We start from the raw sequence: 18851 nt of genomic DNA on the forward strand, positions 1-18851 counted from the left end.
GACTTGAAGCGCTCTTACGTATTACTTATTACTTATTACTTATTACTTTATTGCCAATTATTCCAGGTTCTGCACCTGCTCGCGCATCTGCTCGATCAGCAGCTTCAGTTCCATCGACGCGTCGGCCAGCTCCTTGACGGACGCCTTGGCGCCAAGCGTGTTCGCTTCGCGGTTCAGTTCCTGCATCATGAAGTCGAGCCGCTTGCCGACCTGGCCGCCTTTTTTGAGGATGTGGCGCGTTTCCATCAGGTGCGCGGTCAGGCGGGACAGCTCTTCCGAGACGTCGATGCGGATGCCGTACAGCGTCACTTCCTGGCGGATCCGCTCGAACGCCTCCTGGCGCGTCAGGGTCGATGGGGCGCCGTGGCCGGCCAGGCCGAGCGCGTCCTGCATGCGCTCGATGGCCTTTTGCTGGAACTGCGCGATCACTTGCGGAATCAGCGGCGTGATACGCCTGACGATGACGTCCATCGCGTCGATCCGGGTCAGCAGCATCGCTTCGAGCGCGGCGCCTTCGCGCTGGCGGCTGTCGACAAAGGCGGCGACGGTGCGTGCTGTCAAGGCGGCAACATCGGCCTGCAGCGATTCCTGGCCCACTTGCGCTTCTTCGATCACGCCAGGCCAGCGCAGCAATTCGCCCACCGACATCAGCTGCGCGGCGGTGAAGTGGCGCGCCACTTCGCTCTGCATGCGCGCCAGGTCGGCCAGCATCGCCGTGTTGAGCACCTGCGAGCCGCCTGCCACCTTGCGTCCGAAACTCAGACGCGCCTCAACTTTACCGCGGGTAATGGCAGCCATAATCGCAGCGCGCAAGTCCGGTTCCAGCGCGCGAAGTTCGTCGTTGATACGGAACTGCAAGTCCAGGAAACGGGAATTAACGCTTTTGATCTCGATCGTAAGGGTGCCGGCGGCGCCTTCGCTGGTGGCGACCGCGTAACCTGTCATGCTTGAAATGCTCAAAGGAGTCCCCGGTTTTGTTTTTTATCTTTTCTTTACAAAGCTGTGATTTATCCACACAATCGCCGTGTTAAGCAAGGAACTCCCCTCATGGCCGCACAAAACAACGCTCCATTGCCCGATGGGCTGGAAATTGCTGGATATCGCATTGTAAAGAAAATTGCGTCCGGTGGGTTCAGTATTGTATATCTCGCGTATGACGCTGACGGCGACGCCGTCGCCATCAAGGAATACCTGCCCAGCGCGCTCGCATTGCGCCAGCCGGGCGAGCTCATTCCCGTCATCGCCAGGCAGAATCTGCCCGTCTACCGCATCGGCCTGAAGTGCTTTTTCGAAGAAGGCCGGGCGCTGGCGATGATCGCCCACCCGAATGTGGTGCGAGTGCTCAATTTTTTCCGCGCCAACGAAACCGTGTACATGGTGATGGCATATGAATCTGGCTATTCGCTGCAGGAGCACATCGCGCGCCTGAACGCCAAGGGCAGCAAACTGGGCGAGGCGTTCATCCGCCAGATTTTCAGCGGCGTGTGCGGCGGCCTGCGCGAGGTCCATGCCAACAAGCTGCTGCACCTGGACCTCAAGCCGGCCAACATCTACCTGCGCACCGACGGCACGCCGATCCTGCTCGATTTTGGCGCCGCCCGCCAGACCATCAACGCCGACGTGCCGAAGCTGACGCCGATGTACACGCCGGGCTTCGCGCCGCCCGAGCTGTATTCGAAAGCGGCGACGCTGGGGCCGTGGTCGGATATTTACAGCATTGGCGCCTCGATGTTCGCCTGCATGGCCGGCGCGCCGGCGCAGGCGGCCGACCAGCGCAAGACGGAAGACAAGATGGGACCGCACTACGACAAGCTGGCGGCGAGCTATTCGCCCGAGCTGGTGGCGATGGTGCGCTCGTGCCTGGACATGGATGCGCTGGCGCGCCCGCAAAGCGTATTCGCGCTGCAGAAGGTGCTGCAGGCGGCGATGCCTGTAGCAGCGCCTTGTGCGCCCACCGATAAACTCGGTGGCCAGTGGCGCGCGCTGGTCGAACGCGTCGGCGCGTTCGGGCGCAAGAAAACCAACACCTGATTTCGGAGCGATCGATGCAATTCTCAGTCTACCAGGAGAGCCACATCGGTGGCCGCAAGGTCAACCAGGACCGCATGGGCTACAGCTTCACGCGCGACGCGCTGCTGCTGGTGCTGGCCGACGGCATGGGTGGCCACCTGCGCGGCGAAATGGCCGCCACCATCATGATGCAGACGATATCGACGCTGTTCCAGAAGCACGCCACGCCGTACGTCAAGAAGCCCGAGCGCTTCCTCGAGGAGGCGTTCATGGCAGCGCACCACGAGATCCATCGTTACCGCTTCGATCACAACATGCCGGAGACGCCGCGCACCACCGTGGTGGCCTGCCTGATCCAGCACAACACGGCGATCTGGGCGCACTGCGGCGACTCGCGCCTGTACTGGCTGCGGCGCGGCCAGGTGCTGGCGCGCACGGTGGACCATTCGCACATCGAGCACCTGATCGCGCGCGGCCTGGCCGATCCGTCCGAGCGTTCGACGCACCCGGACCGCAACAAGCTGTATAACTGCGTCGGCGCGTCGTCGCTGCCGAAGATCGAAGTGGGGCGCCAGGCCAGCCTGCAGGCCGGCGACGTGCTGTTGCTGTGCTCCGACGGCCTGTGGGCGATGCTGCCCGACGAAGAGATCACGCACAGCCTGTCGACCCAGACCATCGTGCGCGCGGTGCCCGAGCTGATCGAAAAGGCGGTCGCCATCGCCGGCGCCACCAGCGACAACACGACCGCGCTGGCGATCATGTGGCAGGGCTCCCCGGATGTCGAAATGCCGTCGACGCTGACGGCCGACATGGCCACCGTCATCTCGACCAAGATGCTGCCCGATAACCTGGTCAGCACCACCATCCAGAGCACGGCGCAGCCGGACATGCCGCTCGAGATCGACGCCTTCAACGACGACGAGATCGAGAAGGCGATCGCCGAGATCCGCGACGCCATCGGGAAGTCGACGCAGGTCGTCAAATAACCATCACCACAAGGAATGCCATGACATTTGAAAGCCGCCCGAGCGGGCGCGCAGTCGACCAGCTGCGCGACATCATCCTGACGCGACAATACACCAAGCATGCCGAGGGATCGGTGCTGATCGAATGCGGCGACACCAAGGTCATTTGCACGGCCAGCATCGAAGACAAGGTGCCGGGTTTCTTGAAGGGCAAGGGGAAGGGCTGGCTGACGGCCGAATACGGCATGCTGCCGCGTTCGACGCACACCCGCATGGACCGCGAGGCCGCGCGCGGCAAGCAGTCCGGCCGCACCCAGGAAATCCAGCGCCTGATCGGCCGCTCGTTGCGCGCCGCATTCGACCTCGAGGCCTTCGGCGAGCGCACGCTGCACCTGGACTGCGACGTCATCCAGGCTGACGGCGGCACGCGCACCGCGTCGATCACCGGCGCGATGGTGGCCGCGTACGACGCCTTCTCCAGGCTGCATGCGCGCGGGGCGATCGACGCGATGCCGGTAAAGAGTTTTGTGGCTGCGATTTCGGTCGGCGTCTACCAGGGCATGCCTGTGCTCGATCTCGATTACGTCGAGGACTCCGGCTGCGACACCGACATGAACGTGGTGATGACCGAGGCGGGCCATTTCATCGAAGTGCAGGGCACGGCCGAGGGCGCCGCGTTCGACCGCGCCGGCATGAACCGGCTGCTCGACCTGGCGCAGGGCGGCATCGCCGACCTGGTGCGCTTGCAGAAGCAGGCGCTCGGGATCTAGGCGGCCATGCCTGGTGCGTGAAGGGGGTAAAATACCGCCTTACCCCAAAGTGTGAACCGCCATGACCCAACGCCTCGTCCTCGCCTCCAACAATGCCGGCAAGCTGAAAGAATTCGGCCAGATCCTGGCGCCGCTCGGCTTCGAGCTGCACGCGCAGGGTGAACTGGGCGTGCCCGAATGCGCCGAGCCGTTTGCCACCTTCGTCGAGAACGCGCTCGAAAAGGCGCGCCACGCGTCGCGCCTGACCGGCCTGCCGGCGCTGGCCGACGATTCGGGCGTGTGCGTGCGCGCGCTCGGCGGCGCACCGGGCGTGTGGTCGGCGCGCTACGCGGGCGAACCGAAATCGGACGCGCGCAATAACGAAAAGGTCATCGCCGACCTCGAAGCGCACGCCGACAAGTCGGCCTATTACTACTGCGTGCTGGTGTATGTGCGCCACGCCGACGACCCGCAGCCGGTGATTGCCGACGGCGTCTGGGCCGGCGAAATCAGCGCCACCGCGCGCGGCGCCAACGGCTTCGGCTACGATCCGCATTTCTGGCTGCCCGTGCTGGGCAAGTCGGCCGCCGAACTGACGCCGGCGGAAAAGAACACCCTGTCGCACCGCGGCCAGGCGCTGCGCGCGCTGGTCGGAAAGCTCAAATGATTCCCATCAAAGTCGTCGGCGCACCGGCCGCGGCGCCGCGCTCGCCCGCCGCCAGCGCACTGCAGTACCTCAAGCCAGGTGCGCTGAACCTGACGGCGCTGCCGCCGCTGTCGCTGTACATTCACTTTCCGTGGTGCGTGCGCAAGTGCCCGTATTGCGACTTCAACTCGCACGAGGCGCGCGGCGCCTTTCCGGAACACGAATACCTCGACGCAGTGCGGCTCGACCTGGAACAGTCGCTGCCGCTGATCTGGGGCCGCAAGATCCATACCGTGTTCATCGGCGGCGGCACGCCGAGCCTGATGTCGGCGCAGGGGCTCGACCGCCTGCTGTCGGACGTGCGCACCTTGCTGCCGCTCGAGATCGACGCCGAGATCACGATGGAAGCGAATCCCGGCACGTTCGAGGCGGAGAAATTCAAGTCGTTTCGCGCCAGCGGCGTGAACCGGCTGTCGATCGGCATCCAGAGTTTCAACGCCGCCCACCTGAAAGCGCTCGGCCGTATCCACGATGATAACGAGGCGCGGCGCGCGGTGGAAATCGCGCACGCCAATTTCGACAACTTCAACCTCGACCTGATGTACGCGCTGCCGGCGCAGACGCTGGAGCAGGCCAGCCAAGACTTGGGCACCGCGCTGGCGTTCGCGCCGCCGCACTTGTCGCTGTACCACCTGACGATGGAGCCGAACACGGTGTTCGCCAAGTACCCGCCGGTGCTGCCCGACGACGACGCCAGCGCCGACATGCAGGACATGATCGCCGCGACGATGACGGCGGCCGGGTTCGAGCACTACGAGGTATCGGCGTATGCGCGCCCGGGGCGGCGCGGGCGCCACAACGTCAATTACTGGGAGTTCGGCGATTATCTCGGCATCGGCGCCGGCGCCCATTCGAAGATATCGTTCCCGCACCGGGTGCTGCGCCAGGCCCGCTTCAAGCAGCCCGAGTCGTTCATCAACGCCGCGCGCGCCGGCAATCCGGTGCAGGAAGAGCACGAGATCGCGCGCGCCGACATGGGGTTCGAGTTCATGCTCAACACCTTGCGGCTGACGGGCGGATTTTCGCCGAACCTGTTTGGCGAGCGCACCGGCATGGGGATCAACGCGATCGATGCAATGCTCGATGCGGCCGAGGCGAAAGGCCTGCTGTACCGCGACCACATGATCATTCGGCCGACCGAGCTGGGACAGCGCTTCCTCAACGACCTGCAGCAGATGTTCCTGGCCGGCTGAGGCAGCTGGCGGCGGCGCTGCGAAATGGGATCGCCGCGTTCGCGGGGATGACGCTCAGGTCAGCTGCAGTTTCGGTTCCATCGCGGCTGCCGGACGGCGGCGCCCGGCGGCCGGCGCGCTCGCCAGCTTGAAGCCGGCGGCGATGTTGGCCAGGCCCTGGGCCTGGTCTTCCAGGCTTGCTGCCGCCGCCGCCGCTTCTTCCACCAGCGCCGCGTTCTGCTGCGTCACCTGGTCCATCTGGGCGATCGCCTCGTTGACCTGGTCGATGCCGATGCGCTGCTCTTTGCTCGCCGACGTGATCTCGGACATGATGTCGTTGACGCGGGCGACGCTGTCGACCACCTCGCGCATCGTCGTGCCGGCTTCCTGCACCAGCTTGGTGCCGATGTTGACCTGGCTGACCGAGTCGCCGATCAGGTCCTTGATTTCCTTGGCCGCGCTGGCCGAACGCTGCGCCAGCGAGCGTACTTCCGACGCAACCACCGCAAAGCCGCGCCCCTGTTCGCCGGCGCGCGCAGCTTCCACCGCCGCGTTCAGCGCGAGGATGTTGGTCTGGAAGGCGATGCCGTCGATGACGCCGATGATGTCGACAATCTTGCGCGAGGCGGCGTCGATCCGGCCCATCGTGTCGACCACCTTGTCGACGATGTTGCCGCCCTTTTCGGCCACGCTCGACGCGGTCAGCGCCAGCTGGTTGGCCTGCTCGGCGTTGTCGGCGTTCTGCCGCACCGTCGACGTCAGTTCTTCCATCGACGCCGCGGTCTCTTCGAGCGAACTGGCTTGCTGCTCGGTACGCGACGACAGGTCGAGGTTGCCGGCGGCGATTTCATTGGACGCGGTGGCGATCGAGCGGGTGCCCGACTGCACTTCCGACACTACCTTGAAGAGCGATTCGTTCATGCCTTTCAGGGCGCGCATCAGGTCGCCGATCTCGTCGCGCGGCGCCGCCTTGAAGACGGTGCTGAGGTCCCCGTTGGCGACCGTCTCGGCGACGTCGACCGCGGCGCGCAGTGGCTGCGTGATACTGCGGGTGATCAGGTAGGCGGCGAGGGTGCCGAGCAGCACCACCAGCGCGCCAAGCGCGACGAGCAGCTTGAACGAGCGCTCGCTGGACGACTCCAGCTCGAGCGCGAAGTCGTCGATCGACTTGCGCTGCAGCGACAGCAGGCTCTTTAGCTGGGCCGAATACAAGTCGGCCGCCGGCATGAACGATTGGTTAAACTTGCGCACGCTGCCCTCGGCGTCGCCGGCCTTCTTGGCGTCCATCACCTCGACCTTGGCGGCCTGGTAGCGGGCGCGCTGGTCGAGAATCGACTTCAGCATCGCCTTTTCGCTGTCGTTGGTGAGCAGCGGCTCGATCTGCTTGACGAGCGTGCTGGTGCTGGTGACGCTGTCGGCGATCGGCTTGGCGAACACCGTCGACAGTGTTTCGTCGGTGCTGCGCGCGATCATCGCTGTGCGATTGATGGCGTTGTAAGTGTTGACGTACCAGTCGGAGACCAGGCGTTCCTTCTTCAGCGGCAGGTCGGTCATGCGGCTGGTCGCTTCGGTAGCGTCGCGGGCGGCGATCAGCGCAAACGTCGTCGAGGCGATCGACAGCAGCAGAACAAGGGCGAAGCCGACGGCCAGGCGCGAGCCGATTCGAATATTGGAAAACATTTTATGTACCATTCTTTAGTTAGATAATTGATACCACTTGGCGATTATTATCCAACGACAGCTGTAAATGGCCTACTAATATCGGGTCAAGTGTTGTTTTAGGGAAACTTGCGTCATTGCCGCTCAGGACAGGGCGGCGAGGGTGCCAGGCCGGAGAGCTCCGGCCTGGCGTGGCACATCACATCAGATCAGCGTACCGGCTCGGTCCAGCCGCCGCCAAGAACGCGGTACAGCGTGACCTGGTTTTGCAGGCGCTGCAGATTGGCCTGCACCGCTGCCTGCTGGGCGCCAAACAGCGAGCGCTGCGCATCGAGCAGGTCGAGGTAGGACGACGCACCGGCGCGGTAGCGCAGGTCCGACAGCTTGAAGCGCTCCGCTTCAGCCGCCGCCACCGCACGCTGCGCGCGCAGCTGTTCGGCGAAGGTGGCCTGGCCGGCCAGCGCATCCGACACTTCGCGGAACGCGACCTGGATGCTGCGCTCGTACTGGGCGACGGCGATATCGCGCGCGGCGCGCGCGCTGCCCAGGTTGGCCGTGTTGCGGCCATAGTCGAAGATCGGCAGCACCGCCTGCGGCGCAAAAGTCCAGCCGAACGAGCCGCCCTTGAACAGGCCCGACAGCTCCGAGCTGGCGCTGCCGGCGGTGCCGGTGAGCGAAATGCGCGGGAAGAAGTTGGCCCGCGCGGCGCCGATGTTGGCGTTCGCGCCGATCAGCTGCTGCTCGGCGGCGCGGATGTCCGGCCGTACCGACAGCAGGTCCGACGGCAGGCCGGCCGGCAGCTCCGACAGCGCCGTCTGCGCCAGCGTATTGCCGGCGGCGAGCGTGTCCGGCAGCGGTCCACCGACCAGCAGTACCAGCACGTTGGCGTCCTGCGCGCGCTGGCGCTGCTGCTGCGCCAGCACCACGCGCGCCGTGTCGACCAGCGACAGCGCCTGCTGCAAGTCGAGGTTCGAGACGACGCCGTTGTCGTATTTGAGCCGGGTCAGCTTGAGCGATTCTTCGCGCGCGCCTAGCGTCTGGCGCGTCAGTTCGAGCAGCTCGTCGTCGGCCAGCACCGCCAGGTACGTATTGGCGACCGATGCCACCAGGCTGATCTGGGTGCTCTTGCGCGCTTCCTCGGTGGCGAGGAACTGCGCCAGCGCCGCCTCGGACAGGTTGCGCACGCGGCCGAACAGGTCCAGTTCGAACGCGCTGACGCCGAAGCCGGCGGAGTAGGTGCTGACGATGCTGTCGTTGGCGCCCGGCGCGCGGCTGCCGGAAACTGCTGCGGCGATCGTCGGCAACTGGTCGGCGCGGCGGATCTGGTACTGCGCGCGCGCCTGCTCGATATTCAGGATCGCCACGCGCAGGTCGCGGTTGTTGACCAGCGCCAGGTCGATCAGCTGCTTCAGGCGCGCGTCGGCGAAGAAGCGCTGCCACTCGATCTTGGCGGCCGCTTCGTTCGAGGCGCTGCTGTTGGCCATGGCGGGGAACGCCGCGGCCACCGGCGCCGCCGGCCGCTCATACCTGGGCGCGAGCGACATGCAGCCCGACAGCGCAAGCGCCATCGTCAGCATCAGCGGCGTGGAACGGAGAGTCATTTTTGTCATCATATTTTTTCCTCGATTGCGGGCGCGGCGCCTTCTTGATGCGCATATTTCTTGCGCTGGCGGTCGCTGCCTTTGAATAGATTACGTACCACCACGAAGAACACCGGCACGAAAATGAGGCCAAGTGCGGTCGCGGTAACCATGCCGCCCATGACGCCGGTGCCGAGCGCGCGCTGGCCGGCCGAGCCGGCGCCGCTGGCGACTACCAGCGGCAGCACGCCAAGGATGAACGCCATCGACGTCATCAGGATCGGGCGGAAGCGCAGGTGGCAGGCGCGCAGCACCGCTTCCTTCAGCGGCACGCCCTGCGCCTGCAGGTCCTTGGCGAACTCGATGATCAGCACCGCGTTCTTGGCGCCCAGGCCAATGATGGTGATCAGGCCAAGCTTGAAGTAGACGTCGTTGGGCATGCCGCGCGCCGTGGCGGCCAGCAGCGCGCCGAGCACGCCGAGCGGCACCACCAGCAGCACGGCGACCGGGATCGACCAGCTTTCGTACAGCGCGGCGAGCGCCAGGAACACGGCCAGCATCGCAAAGGCGAGCAGGATGAACACGGTCGAGCCGGACAGCTTTTCCTCGCGCGACTGGCCGGTCCACTCGAAACCGAAACCGGCCGGCAGCTGCGCGGCCAGGCGTTCCATCTCGTCGAGCGCCTGGCCGGTACTGTGGCCCGGCGCGGCGTCGCCCGACAGGCGCATCGTCGAATAACCGTTGTAGCGCACCGTCTGCATCGGGCCGGTCACCCAGCGGGTGGTGGCAAATGCCGACAGCGGCACCGGCTGGCCCTTGGCGTTCATCGCGTTCAGGCGCAGCAGGTCGTCCGGCTGCATGCGCGACGGCGCATCGGCCTGGACCACCACGCGCTGCAGGCGGCCGGCGTTCGGGAAGTCGTTGATGTAGGCCGAACCGAGCGTCGTCGACAGCGCTGCGTTGACCGCGTCGAACGACACGCCAAGCGCGTTGGCCTTGTCGCGGTCGATGTCGAGCTGCACCTGCGGCGCGTCTTCCAGTCCCTCAGGACGCACGCCGGTGAGGATCTTGCTCTGGCTGGCCATGCCCATCATCTGGTTGCGCGCGGCGAGCAGCGCGTCGCGTCCGAGTCCACCGCGGTCCTGCAGGCGGAACGAGAAGCCGGTGCCGCGTCCGAGTTCAGGAATCGGCGGCGGCGAGAGGGCGAACACGAACGAGTCGCGCTGGCGACTCATGGCGCCGGTGATGCGGTTGGCCACATCCTGCGCGCCCTGGCCAGGACCGGAACGGTCCTTCCAGTCCTTCAGTGGAATGAAGGCGAGCGCCACGTTCTGGCCCTGGCCGGAGAAGTTGAAGCCGACCACGCCGACCATGTTGGCCACTTCCGGCTGCTTCATGATGAACGCTTCGGCGTCGGCCAGCACACGGCTGGTGCGCTGCGTGGTGGCGCCGGCGGGCAGCTGGATGTTGGCGATGATGTAGCCCTGGTCTTCGTTCGGCAGGAACGACGACGGCATGCGGATGAACATCAGCGCGACGACGCCGATCACCAGCACGAACGACAGCAGCGCGCGGCCGGTTCTGCCCAGCGTGGCGGCCACAAAGCCTTCGTAGTTCTTGGCAGTGCGGGTGAAGCCGCGGTTGAACCAGCCGAAGAAACCGGTCTTGGCGTGGCCGTGGCCTTTTTCCACAGGCTTGAGGAAGTGGGCGCACAGGGCCGGCGTCAGCGACAGCGCCATGAAGGCGGAGAACAAGATTGCCGACACCATCACCGCCGAGAACTGGCGGTAGATGTTACCGACCGCGCCGGCGAAGAACGCCAGCGGCACGAACACCGACATCAGCACTACCGTCACGCCGATGATGGCGCCGGAGATCTGGCCCATCGCCTTGCGCGTCGCTTCGAGCGGCGGCAAGCCTTCCTCGCTCATGATGCGCTCGACGTTTTCGACCACCACGATGGCGTCATCGACGACGATACCGATCACCAGCACCATGCCGAACATGGTCAGCACGTTGATCGAGAAGCCAAGCGCCAGCAGCGCGCCGAGCGAGCCGAGCAGCGCGACCGGCACGACGATGGTCGGGATGATGGTGTAGCGGAAGTTCTGCAGGAACAGGAACATCACCAGGAACACCAGCACGATCGCTTCGGCCAGCGTTTCGACCACTTGCTTGATCGAGATGTCGACAAAGCGCGAGCTGTCGAATGGGATCGCATACTTGACGCCGGGCGGGAAATACTTCGACAGTTCTGCCATGCGCTTCTTGACCAGCGTGGCCGTCTCGAGCGCGTTGCCCGACGACGACAGCTGGATGCCGATGCCGGTCGACGGCTTGCCGTTCAGTCGCGCCGCGGTGGCATAACTCTGGCCGCCGATTTCGATGCGGGCGACGTCGCGCAGCCGCACGGTCGAGCCGTCCGGATTGGCACGCAGCACGATGTTGCCGAACTGCTCGACCGAGGTGAGCTGGCCGGTGACGACGACGGTGGCTGAAATGGTCTGGCCCGCTTCGAGCGGCAGGTCGCCGATCGAGCCGGACGCCACTTGCGCGTTCTGCGTGCGGATCGCCGCGTTGACGTCGTTCGGCGACAGGCTGAAGCCTTGCAGCTTGGCCGGATCGATCCAGACGCGCATCGCTTTTTCGGTGCCGAACAGCTGGGCCTGGCCGACGCCCTTGATGCGCTGGATTTCAGGCAGCACGGTGCGCGAGGCGTAGTCGCCGAGCGCGATCGGGTCCCATTTCGGGTCGTCCGACGACAGGATGGTAAACATCAGGAAGTTCGCGCGGGCCTGGTCGACCCGCACGCCTTGCTGCACCACCGCCTGCGGCAGGCGCGGGGACGCGCGGCCGAGCCGGTTCTGCACGTCGACCTGGGCCAGCTCCGGATTGGTGCCGGTCTCGAACGACAAGGTCAGCGAGCCGGTGCCGTTGGCCTGGCTGATCGACTCCATGTAGATCAGGCCGGGCGAGCCGTTCATTTCGCGTTCGATGACGCTGATGACGCTGTCTTCGAGCGTCTGGGCGGACGCGCCCGGATAGGCGGCGCTGACCACGATGGACGGCGGCGCGACGGTAGGGTACTGGGCGACTGGCAACTGGGTAATTGCCACGCCGCCCACCACCATGATGAACAATGCGATCACCCATGCAAAAATCGGGCGGTCAATAAAAAAGCGAGCCATGAAGGGATTCCTGTAAATTTATTAACGACTGGCGGCAGGCGCGGCGGCTGGTGCGGCAGCGACGGCGGTCGCCGTTGCTGTCCATGGCACGGCCTTGACCGGGGCGCCCGGCACCATCATCTTCTGGAAGCCATCGACGACGACTTGCTCGCCTGGTTTGAGCCCTTCGAGGACGATCCAGTTCGCGCCTTGTTGCGAACCGATCTTGATCGGGCGCGGTGCCGGCTTGCCGTCGGCGCCGACGACGATGACGGTGTCGCCCTGGGTGCCGCGGGTAACTGCCTGTTGCGGCACGAAGATCGCCGCCGGCAGCTCAGCCTGCGACAGGCGCACGCGCACATATTGGCCCGGCAACAGCAGGCCGTCCTGGTTGGCCACTTCGGCGCGCAAGGTGACCTGTCCCGAGGTCGGGTCCACCGTCACGTCGGAAAACAGCAGCTTGCCTTTGCGCGGCAGTTCGGCGCCGTCTTCCATCAGCACGGTGACCGGCAGAGCGCCGCCGAGCTTGCTGCCGGCGTTCTTGCGCAGGCGCTGCAGGTCGGTGGCCGACTGGGTAATGTTCAGGTACACGGTGCTGGTCTGCTGGATCACCGCCAGCTGGGTCGCCTCGGTGGCGCTGACGAGCGCGCCTTCGGTGACCAGCGCGCGGCCGATGCGCCCGGCAATCGGCGCCTGCACGTTGGCGTAGCCGGTGTTGATCTGGGCGATCTGCAACGCCGCGCGCTGCGCCGCGACGTCCGCTTCCGCCGATTTCTGGGCAGCGACGATATTGACGTATTCCTGCTTGCTGACGGCGTTCGCCTCGACCAGCGGCTTGTAGCGCGCGGCCTGGGTGGCGGCCTGGTGCAGGTTTGCTTCGGCCTTGCCGACGTTGGCGCGGGCGCTGTTGAGCGCGGCCTGGTACGGCGCCGGATCGATCTGGAACAGCGTCTGGCCCGCCTTGACTTCGCTGCCTTCCTGGAACGTGCGCTTGAGCACGACGCCGTTGACGCGGGCGCGGACCTGGGCCACGCGCACCGGCTCGACGCGCGCCGGCAGCTCGGTCTGCAGCGCGACCGGTTCAAATTTTGTGACGATGACGCCGACTTCAGGCGCCGGCCGGGCGCCGCCGGGTGCGGCAGCGTCTTTCGGGCCGCAAGCGGTCAGGGCGGCCAGTGCCGCGAGGGTACAGACGGCGATGCGCGTCATGGACAAAGTGGAGGGGTGGGCGTGGCGCATTGCGGGTGCATCCTTATGGTATCGGCGGGGCAGGCACCGGATAGGCGCCCGCATCGCTGGCATTTGTCGAATTTGATATATACTATCACGACTGTATGTTAAGCGTTGCAGGGCCCCAAGAACGAAAGGATGTCGATGGCACGCAGGACCAAGGAAGATGCGTTGGCGACTCGCGACAGCATTTTAGATGCGGCGGAGAAGTTGTTCGTAAAGCAGGGGGTGTCAGGGACGACCCTGCAGCATATCGCAACGGCGGCGGGCGTGACGCGCGGCGCAATCTACTGGCACTTCCTCGACAAGGGCGCGATGTTCAACGCCATGATGGAACGGGTCAAGATGCCGCTCGAGTCAGCCATGCTGCGCGAGGAGGCCAACGCGGCCGATCCGCTCGAAGCACTGCGCGAGAACGTGATGTGCGTGTTTCGGGTGACGGTGACGGACCCGAAGGCGCGCGCGGTGTTCGAGATTGCGACGCTGAAACTGGAATTTACCGATGAACTGAACGCGGTGCGGGAACGCCGGCAGCAGAATCAGCAGGCGTGGATGGATCGCGCGGAAGCGCGTGTTCGCCAGGCCAAGGCGAACGGTCAGGTAAGCGGCGACGTCGACCCTTACGCGGTGGCGCTGGGGTTATGGGCGATCGTCGACGGCCTGCTGCGCGCCTGGCTGCTGGACCAGCAGGCGTTCGATCTGGCTGCGTTGGGCGCACGGATCGTCGATACCCACCTGCGATCGATCCGCGCACCGTAGCAGTGCAGCGGCCGCACGGGCGCGGAGAATCTAGTGCAACACAAGCGGGCAGCGCCTGCACACTACGCGTCGCATTTTTTCAGATTCAGGTGATAGACCATTGCCGCCCCCACACCATCGCTGGTGTCGAGCGATGCCATTGCCTCGCCGCCAGCAGTGAGCGCCAGGGCGATAGTGATGTCGAGCTTGGCGCCGGCGCCGCATCCGACCCGCTTCATCTGCCCTGCGCCGAGGTTTTCAGAAAACAGATAGTCGCCGTCGTGCGCGCCCTTGACCTTGCGCCGGAACACGCGGCCCTGCTCATTGCCGTGCGGGCTCAGCGCATAGCGGACCTCGAGGGACGCTTGCTCGTTCGCCGCGAGCTTGGCAAATCCGCGGTAGTCCACCTTGTACACGCCCAGCGACATATTGGCCGGGAGCATCAGCGGATGTTCAATATGGCACAGCCTGCTCACGGTGCCGCCGGCGGCCGATGCGGCGCCGCCGCCGTCGAGGTGGAACTTGTCGAACAAGATGCTGAGGGTGGTATGGTCGGGGGAGACGACCACCGAATAACTGCCCTGAGGACAACCATCCTGCGCCGCCTGCGCCGGTAGCGCAAATACTGCACCACATGCCAGCAACATCGCTATTTTCGACCTCATGGTGATCCTCCTGGTCGTGAATGTGGCCCGCGCGGGGGCCAACCGGATCGGCAGCTGATCAGCTGCCGCACTTGCGCCATTGCAGCTGGTAAATGATGCCGGCATTGACGTCCTGCGAATCGATCGAGGAAACCGCTTCTTTATTGGCAGAGGTCTGCACCTTCATGCTCGAATTGGTCCGCAAGTTGACGTCGGCGCCGCATCCGGACCAGACCATCGACTCGGCGACCAATTCGTTGTTGATCAGGTAGTCCTCGTCGAGCACGCCGCGGAAGCTGCGCGTAAATGCGGGGCCCCTGGTGCCGGCGAAGAAGTATTCGACATTGAACTGCGACGACGCCATTGCCGGCAATCGGTTAAAGCCGCGGTAGTCGATCTTCATCACCGCAACGCTCATCCCTTGCGGCACGTGCACGGGAATGGCGATGTTGCAGCTCTTGCGATCGAAGCTCTTGCCGGTGGTGCCACCGACGGCGACCTGGTACTGATCGAACAGCAGGCTTAGGGATTTGGCGTCCGGGCTAAGGGTGGCCGACACGGATCCTGAAGGGCAACCGGTGCCGCCGTAACCAGGCGTGCCAAGAGAAATGTCATTCGCCGCGAACGCCGGGGCCGAAAGGATGAGGGCTGAGAATACGAAAACACCTGATTTCATGGAAATCTCCTTGAGAGGATGAACTGCGGAAGGCTATCGCGCCTGGCTTCAACCTGCGGTTGAGCCGAGTGCGTGGAGGAACAATAGCCGCCGAGACATATCTCAGGTGTATTTCGCGTGTGTCATCTGTAAGCGTTGGTAAATACATCCGTGCTGCAGACGACGCCAGAGTGCAGCTCGCGCCGTATCGCCATGCATGCAAGCTGGCCTTGCCAGCTGCACGTGACGCTCGCGCTAGCGCATGCCGGCGATGATTTGCTTCAGTTTGCCCGAATCGGCGCAGAACGCGCGGATGCCTTCGGCCAGTTTTTCGGTTGCCATGGCGTCTTCATTCATCATGAAGCGGAACGTTTTTTCGTCGATCGACACCTTGTCGACCGAGACGCCGGCGGCGTCCTTGGCCAGCTTGCGCGCGACCGGCGCTTCGGTGTCGGCCATCTGTTGCAGCAGGTCCGGCGAAATGGTCAGCAGGTCGCAGCCGGCCAGTTCCAGGATCTGCGACGTGTTGCGGAAACTCGCGCCCATCACCTCGGTCTTGTAGCCGAACTTGCGGTAGTAGTTATAGATGCGCTTGACCGACTGCACGCCCGGGTCGTCCGCGCCGGTGTATTCGATGCCGGTCGATTTCTTGTACCAGTCGTAGATGCGGCCGACGAACGGCGAGATCAGCTGGGCGCCGGCTTCGGCGCAGGCGATTGCCTGCGGCAGCGCGAACAGCAAGGTCATGTTGCAGCGGATGCCGTCGCGTTCGAGGATCTCGGCGGCGCGGATGCCTTCCCAAGTCGACGCTATCTTGATCAGCACGCGCTCGCGGCCGATGCCGGCCGCCTGGTACAGCGCGATCAGCTCGCGGCCCTTGGCCACGGTCGCTTCCGTATCGAACGACAGGCGCGCATCGATCTCGGTGGAGACGCGGCCCGGAATGATCTTCAGGATCTCGACGCCGAAAGCGATCAGTACACGGTCGATCACGTCGCCGGTCGACAGGTCGGGGAAGTCGCGCACGGCCTGTTCCAGCAACGGGCGGTATTCAGGCTTTTGCACCGCCTTCAAGATCAGCGATGGGTTGGTGGTCGCATCGCGCGGCGCGTACGCCTTGATCGACTGAAAGTCGCCCGTATCGGCGACGACGGTGGTGAATTGCTTGAGCTGTTCGAGTTGATTCATGGTGTGCACGCCGTTGATGGTAGTCGAGGTTGTATTGTACCAAGCAGGGCCAGGGCGGTTGGTGCGCGCTTTGGCGAGCGCCATAAGTTGCCCGATTGCAAACGCGCGCTGCGCAGTAGTTGCCAACGTTACACTGGCCTGGGCTTGTTAATTCCAATTAATTTTCTCCCAGGCTTGTTCCTTCCATTCACCTCTTCAGGAGATACACATGTTCAAAAATACCGTCATCAAGTCACTGCTCGGCGTTTCCGCCACCGTCGTCCTGCTGGGCGCATTCTCTGCCCAGGCGCAAAAGGCGGCGCCGGTCACCGGCGAGGCGAACGACCATACGTCGGCCGGCGCCGAGAAGCGCCCGGAGGGCAAGGTGAGGCCAATGAATCACGCCCGCGAGAGCGGCGCGGTGAAGGCGCCCAAAGTAGGCGAGGCAAATGATCACACGTCGCCCAACGCCACCCGGACCGGTACCCCGAAGGTCAAGCCAATGGGCGACAAGGTCAAAAGCGGCAAGGTAAAAGCGCCGGTCACGGGCGAGGCGAACGACCACTCGTCAGCCGGCGGCACCACCGAGGCGGCCAAGGCAGCCAAGGCGGCTAAAGCGGCGAGCATGTAAGTTCGCTTCCGCGGAGCGAAAAAAGCCCCTGGTTTCAGGGGTTTTTTTTGGCTATGTCACCGCCAAGAGTCGGTGACCAGCGCGATATCGGCGGCGACGGCCGGCGCCAGGCAGCGGTCACGGGCCACCAGGATATAGTCGTGCTCACGCGAGATGCCGCGTCGCCGGGCCGATCCGCCACGACGGCGCGCCGGCCGGTCCAGGCAGCGCGATCCCTTTTTTGACTCGAGCAAATATGTCTCGTCCGCTTCGGTGATGCCCGCAAGCGAACGGTTGGGCGGTAGTTCAAAATCCCCCGCCTAACGGTGACATAGCTATTTTTCTTGAGCAGAAATCTGGCTCGTAATTGCTTTGCGGCAAAACTGTGCAATAATGCGGCCCGCCGGACAATGGTTGCCATCGGCCGGCCTTTTTTTGAATTCTCTAAAGGGCTTTACCATGTTGAAGAAGATCGCTTTCGCCGCCGCACTGGCAATCCTGTCGACCTCGTCGTTCGCTGCTGAGAATCCATCGGTCTACGCCGGCGTCGACGTCGGCTCGACCAAGCTCGACGGTTTCTCCGACCGCGAGACCAGCTTCGGCGGCTTCATCGGCTATCAGTTCCACCAGAACATGGCAGTAGAACTCGGCTACCGCAGCCTGGCTGACTTCGACACCGTCGTCAGCGGCACCAAGGTCGGCGTCAAGCTGAACCAGACCGCTGTATCGTTCATCGGTACGCTGCCGCTGTCGAGCGGTTTCAACGTGTTCGGCCGCCTTGGCTACAACCACCTGGAAGCGAAAGGCAGCGTTTCCGGTTTCAGCGCTGCCGACTCGACCAACGGCGTGCTGTACGGCGTCGGCGTCGGCTACGCGTTCAACGCCAAGATTGCCGCGCGCGTTGAAGTCCAGAAGCCAAGCAGCGATTCGAGCAACGTCAGCATCGGCGTGTCGTACAAGTTCTAACGACCGCTTCGTTGTCTCTACAGGACGGCGCCCGGCCGCCGATCGGCGCCGTCCGCCTCTTGCTCAAATAAAATCAGTGGCTGCCATGAACGCGTGGACCAGCGCTTCCAGTCCCGCCTGGTCTTCCTCGCTGAACCGGTTCATCGTCGGGCTGTCGATGTCGAACACCCCCAGCACCACGCCGTCTTTCATCAGCGGAATAACGATTTCGGCATTCGAGGCCGAGTCGCACGCAATGTGGCCGGGAAACGCATGCACGTCCGCCACCAGCATCGTGCGCTGTTCAGCTGCCGCGGCGCCGCACACGCCGCGCCCGAACGGGATCCGCGCACACGCAACCTTGCCCTGGAACGGGCCGACCAGCAGTTCCTGGCCATTGCCCTTTTTGGCCGGGCGCGTCAGGTAGAAACCCGCCCAGTTCAGTTCAGCGATGGTGTCGTAGATGAAGGCCGAGAACTGCGCCGCGTTGGCAGTCAGGTCGCGCTCGCCTTCGAGGATGCTGTCGACCTGGCGTACCAGCATTGCGTAGTCGGGCTTGGTGCTGGCGGCGGGAGTGATGTGCATGGTCGTAGTGGCTTGGTTTCGAAACAGCTATTTTATCTGATCGGGCTGCCATCGAGCGGGCGCGGCAGCCGACTTGGCGGTGACAGCGGGTAGTTGCTTATACTTTGCCAACCCATTTAGCTGATTCGGCCCAAGGAGCCGCCGAATGACGATTACCATCACCGCCTTTGAAGCATCGCCCGATCGCGGCAAAGGACTGGCGCGCGACACGCGCGTTCGCTGGGCGCTGGAAGAAGCAGGGGAGCCGTACGAAGTGCGCCTGCTGTGAT

The 18851-nt window shown here is 64.4% G+C and carries 18 protein-coding genes and 1 pseudogene; 9 read left to right on the plus strand and 10 right to left on the minus strand.

The features are described from left to right. Positions 1–57 precede the first annotated feature (57 nt). Entirely contained in the window at positions 58–945 is an 888-nt protein-coding gene (locus ACP7DD_RS19750; protein WP_426176554.1) for a YicC/YloC family endoribonuclease, read from the minus strand. A 102-nt stretch (positions 946–1047) separates the two neighbouring features. Between ACP7DD_RS19750 and ACP7DD_RS19755 the strand changes: the two genes are divergently transcribed. The 5 genes from ACP7DD_RS19755 (at position 1048) to hemW (ending at position 5623) form a co-directional block, all read left to right on the plus strand. Further along, positions 1048–2031 carry a serine/threonine protein kinase gene (locus tag ACP7DD_RS19755; protein WP_426176505.1) on the plus strand — a complete coding sequence of 328 codons (984 nt, stop codon included), beginning with the start codon at positions 1048–1050 and terminating at the stop codon, positions 2029–2031. Positions 2032–2045: 14 nt separating this feature from the next. Continuing rightward, on the plus strand, positions 2046–2996 hold the full coding sequence (locus tag ACP7DD_RS19760) for a PP2C family protein-serine/threonine phosphatase (RefSeq protein ID WP_426176506.1): 951 nt from the start codon (positions 2046–2048) through the stop codon (positions 2994–2996). 20 nt (positions 2997–3016) lie between these two features. After that, positions 3017–3745 (plus strand): ribonuclease PH, encoded by a 729-nt coding sequence (gene rph, locus ACP7DD_RS19765; RefSeq protein WP_426176507.1) that lies wholly within the window; start codon positions 3017–3019, stop codon positions 3743–3745. Positions 3746–3806: 61 nt separating this feature from the next. Next, positions 3807–4391 carry an RdgB/HAM1 family non-canonical purine NTP pyrophosphatase gene (gene rdgB / locus ACP7DD_RS19770; RefSeq protein WP_426176508.1) on the plus strand — a complete coding sequence of 195 codons (585 nt, stop codon included), beginning with the start codon at positions 3807–3809 and terminating at the stop codon, positions 4389–4391. Next, a complete protein-coding gene (hemW, locus tag ACP7DD_RS19775) occupies positions 4388–5623 on the plus strand; it encodes a radical SAM family heme chaperone HemW (RefSeq protein WP_426176509.1) in 1236 nt (411 codons plus the stop codon). The genes rdgB and hemW overlap by 4 nt, the downstream gene beginning before the upstream one ends. A gap of 54 nt (positions 5624–5677) precedes the next feature. Here the strand turns inward: hemW and ACP7DD_RS19780 are convergent, their stop codons facing one another. The 4 genes from ACP7DD_RS19780 to ACP7DD_RS19795 all read right to left on the minus strand — a co-directional run bounded on the left by ACP7DD_RS19780 (position 5678) and on the right by ACP7DD_RS19795 (position 13217). Beyond that, positions 5678–7282: a methyl-accepting chemotaxis protein gene (locus ACP7DD_RS19780; RefSeq protein ID WP_426176510.1), complete on the minus strand. Its 1605-nt coding sequence runs from the start codon at positions 7280–7282 to the stop codon at positions 5678–5680. A gap of 188 nt (positions 7283–7470) precedes the next feature. Continuing rightward, entirely contained in the window at positions 7471–8871 is a 1401-nt protein-coding gene (locus ACP7DD_RS19785; protein WP_426176511.1) for an efflux transporter outer membrane subunit, read from the minus strand. Continuing rightward, positions 8871–12029 carry an efflux RND transporter permease subunit gene (locus ACP7DD_RS19790; protein ID WP_426176512.1) on the minus strand — a complete coding sequence of 1053 codons (3159 nt, stop codon included), beginning with the start codon at positions 12027–12029 and terminating at the stop codon, positions 8871–8873. The genes ACP7DD_RS19785 and ACP7DD_RS19790 overlap by 1 nt, the downstream gene beginning before the upstream one ends. Positions 12030–12050: 21 nt before the next feature. Further along, complete coding sequence (locus ACP7DD_RS19795) at positions 12051–13217, minus strand: efflux RND transporter periplasmic adaptor subunit (protein ID WP_426176513.1); 1167 nt, start codon at positions 13215–13217, stop codon at positions 12051–12053. A gap of 165 nt (positions 13218–13382) precedes the next feature. Between ACP7DD_RS19795 and ACP7DD_RS19800 the strand changes: the two genes are divergently transcribed. After that, positions 13383–13997 carry a TetR family transcriptional regulator gene (locus tag ACP7DD_RS19800; RefSeq protein ID WP_426176514.1) on the plus strand — a complete coding sequence of 205 codons (615 nt, stop codon included), beginning with the start codon at positions 13383–13385 and terminating at the stop codon, positions 13995–13997. 62 nt (positions 13998–14059) lie between these two features. Here the strand turns inward: ACP7DD_RS19800 and ACP7DD_RS19805 are convergent, their stop codons facing one another. The 3 genes from ACP7DD_RS19805 to tal form a co-directional block, all read right to left on the minus strand. Beyond that, complete coding sequence (locus ACP7DD_RS19805; RefSeq protein WP_426176515.1) at positions 14060–14623, minus strand: DUF4360 domain-containing protein; 564 nt, start codon at positions 14621–14623, stop codon at positions 14060–14062. A 76-nt stretch (positions 14624–14699) separates the two neighbouring features. Continuing rightward, complete coding sequence (locus tag ACP7DD_RS19810; RefSeq protein ID WP_099791217.1) at positions 14700–15296, minus strand: DUF4360 domain-containing protein; 597 nt, start codon at positions 15294–15296, stop codon at positions 14700–14702. Between the two features lie 234 nt (positions 15297–15530). Continuing rightward, the gene (tal, locus tag ACP7DD_RS19815) at positions 15531–16463 is read right to left on the minus strand and encodes a transaldolase (RefSeq protein ID WP_426176516.1); all 933 of its coding nucleotides are present in this window, start codon (positions 16461–16463) and stop codon (positions 15531–15533) included. 208 nt (positions 16464–16671) lie between these two features. Here tal and ACP7DD_RS19820 point away from each other — a divergent pair, with 208 nt between their 5' ends. Next, the gene (locus ACP7DD_RS19820) at positions 16672–17073 is read left to right on the plus strand and encodes a hypothetical protein (RefSeq protein WP_426176517.1); all 402 of its coding nucleotides are present in this window, start codon (positions 16672–16674) and stop codon (positions 17071–17073) included. Between the two features lie 113 nt (positions 17074–17186). Here the strand turns inward: ACP7DD_RS19820 and ACP7DD_RS19825 are convergent. Further along, positions 17187–17339: pseudogene (locus ACP7DD_RS19825) on the minus strand (IS1595 family transposase); the annotation flags it as partial. A 172-nt stretch (positions 17340–17511) separates the two neighbouring features. Between ACP7DD_RS19825 and ACP7DD_RS19830 the strand changes: the two are divergent. Further along, positions 17512–18018, plus strand: coding sequence for a porin family protein (locus ACP7DD_RS19830; RefSeq protein ID WP_426176518.1), 507 nt, complete (start codon positions 17512–17514; stop codon positions 18016–18018). Between the two features lie 63 nt (positions 18019–18081). Here the strand turns inward: ACP7DD_RS19830 and ACP7DD_RS19835 are convergent, their stop codons facing one another. After that, positions 18082–18582: a GAF domain-containing protein gene (locus tag ACP7DD_RS19835; RefSeq protein WP_426176519.1), complete on the minus strand. Its 501-nt coding sequence runs from the start codon at positions 18580–18582 to the stop codon at positions 18082–18084. A gap of 145 nt (positions 18583–18727) precedes the next feature. Here ACP7DD_RS19835 and ACP7DD_RS19840 point away from each other — a divergent pair, with 145 nt between their 5' ends. After that, positions 18728–18850 carry a hypothetical protein gene (locus ACP7DD_RS19840; protein WP_426176520.1) on the plus strand — a complete coding sequence of 41 codons (123 nt, stop codon included), beginning with the start codon at positions 18728–18730 and terminating at the stop codon, positions 18848–18850. The last annotated feature ends 1 nt before the right edge of the window (position 18851 follow it).

Source organism: Massilia sp. TWR1-2-2, assembly GCF_049897565.1.
Taxonomy (GTDB): Bacteria; Pseudomonadota; Gammaproteobacteria; order Burkholderiales; family Burkholderiaceae_D; genus JAFCUW01.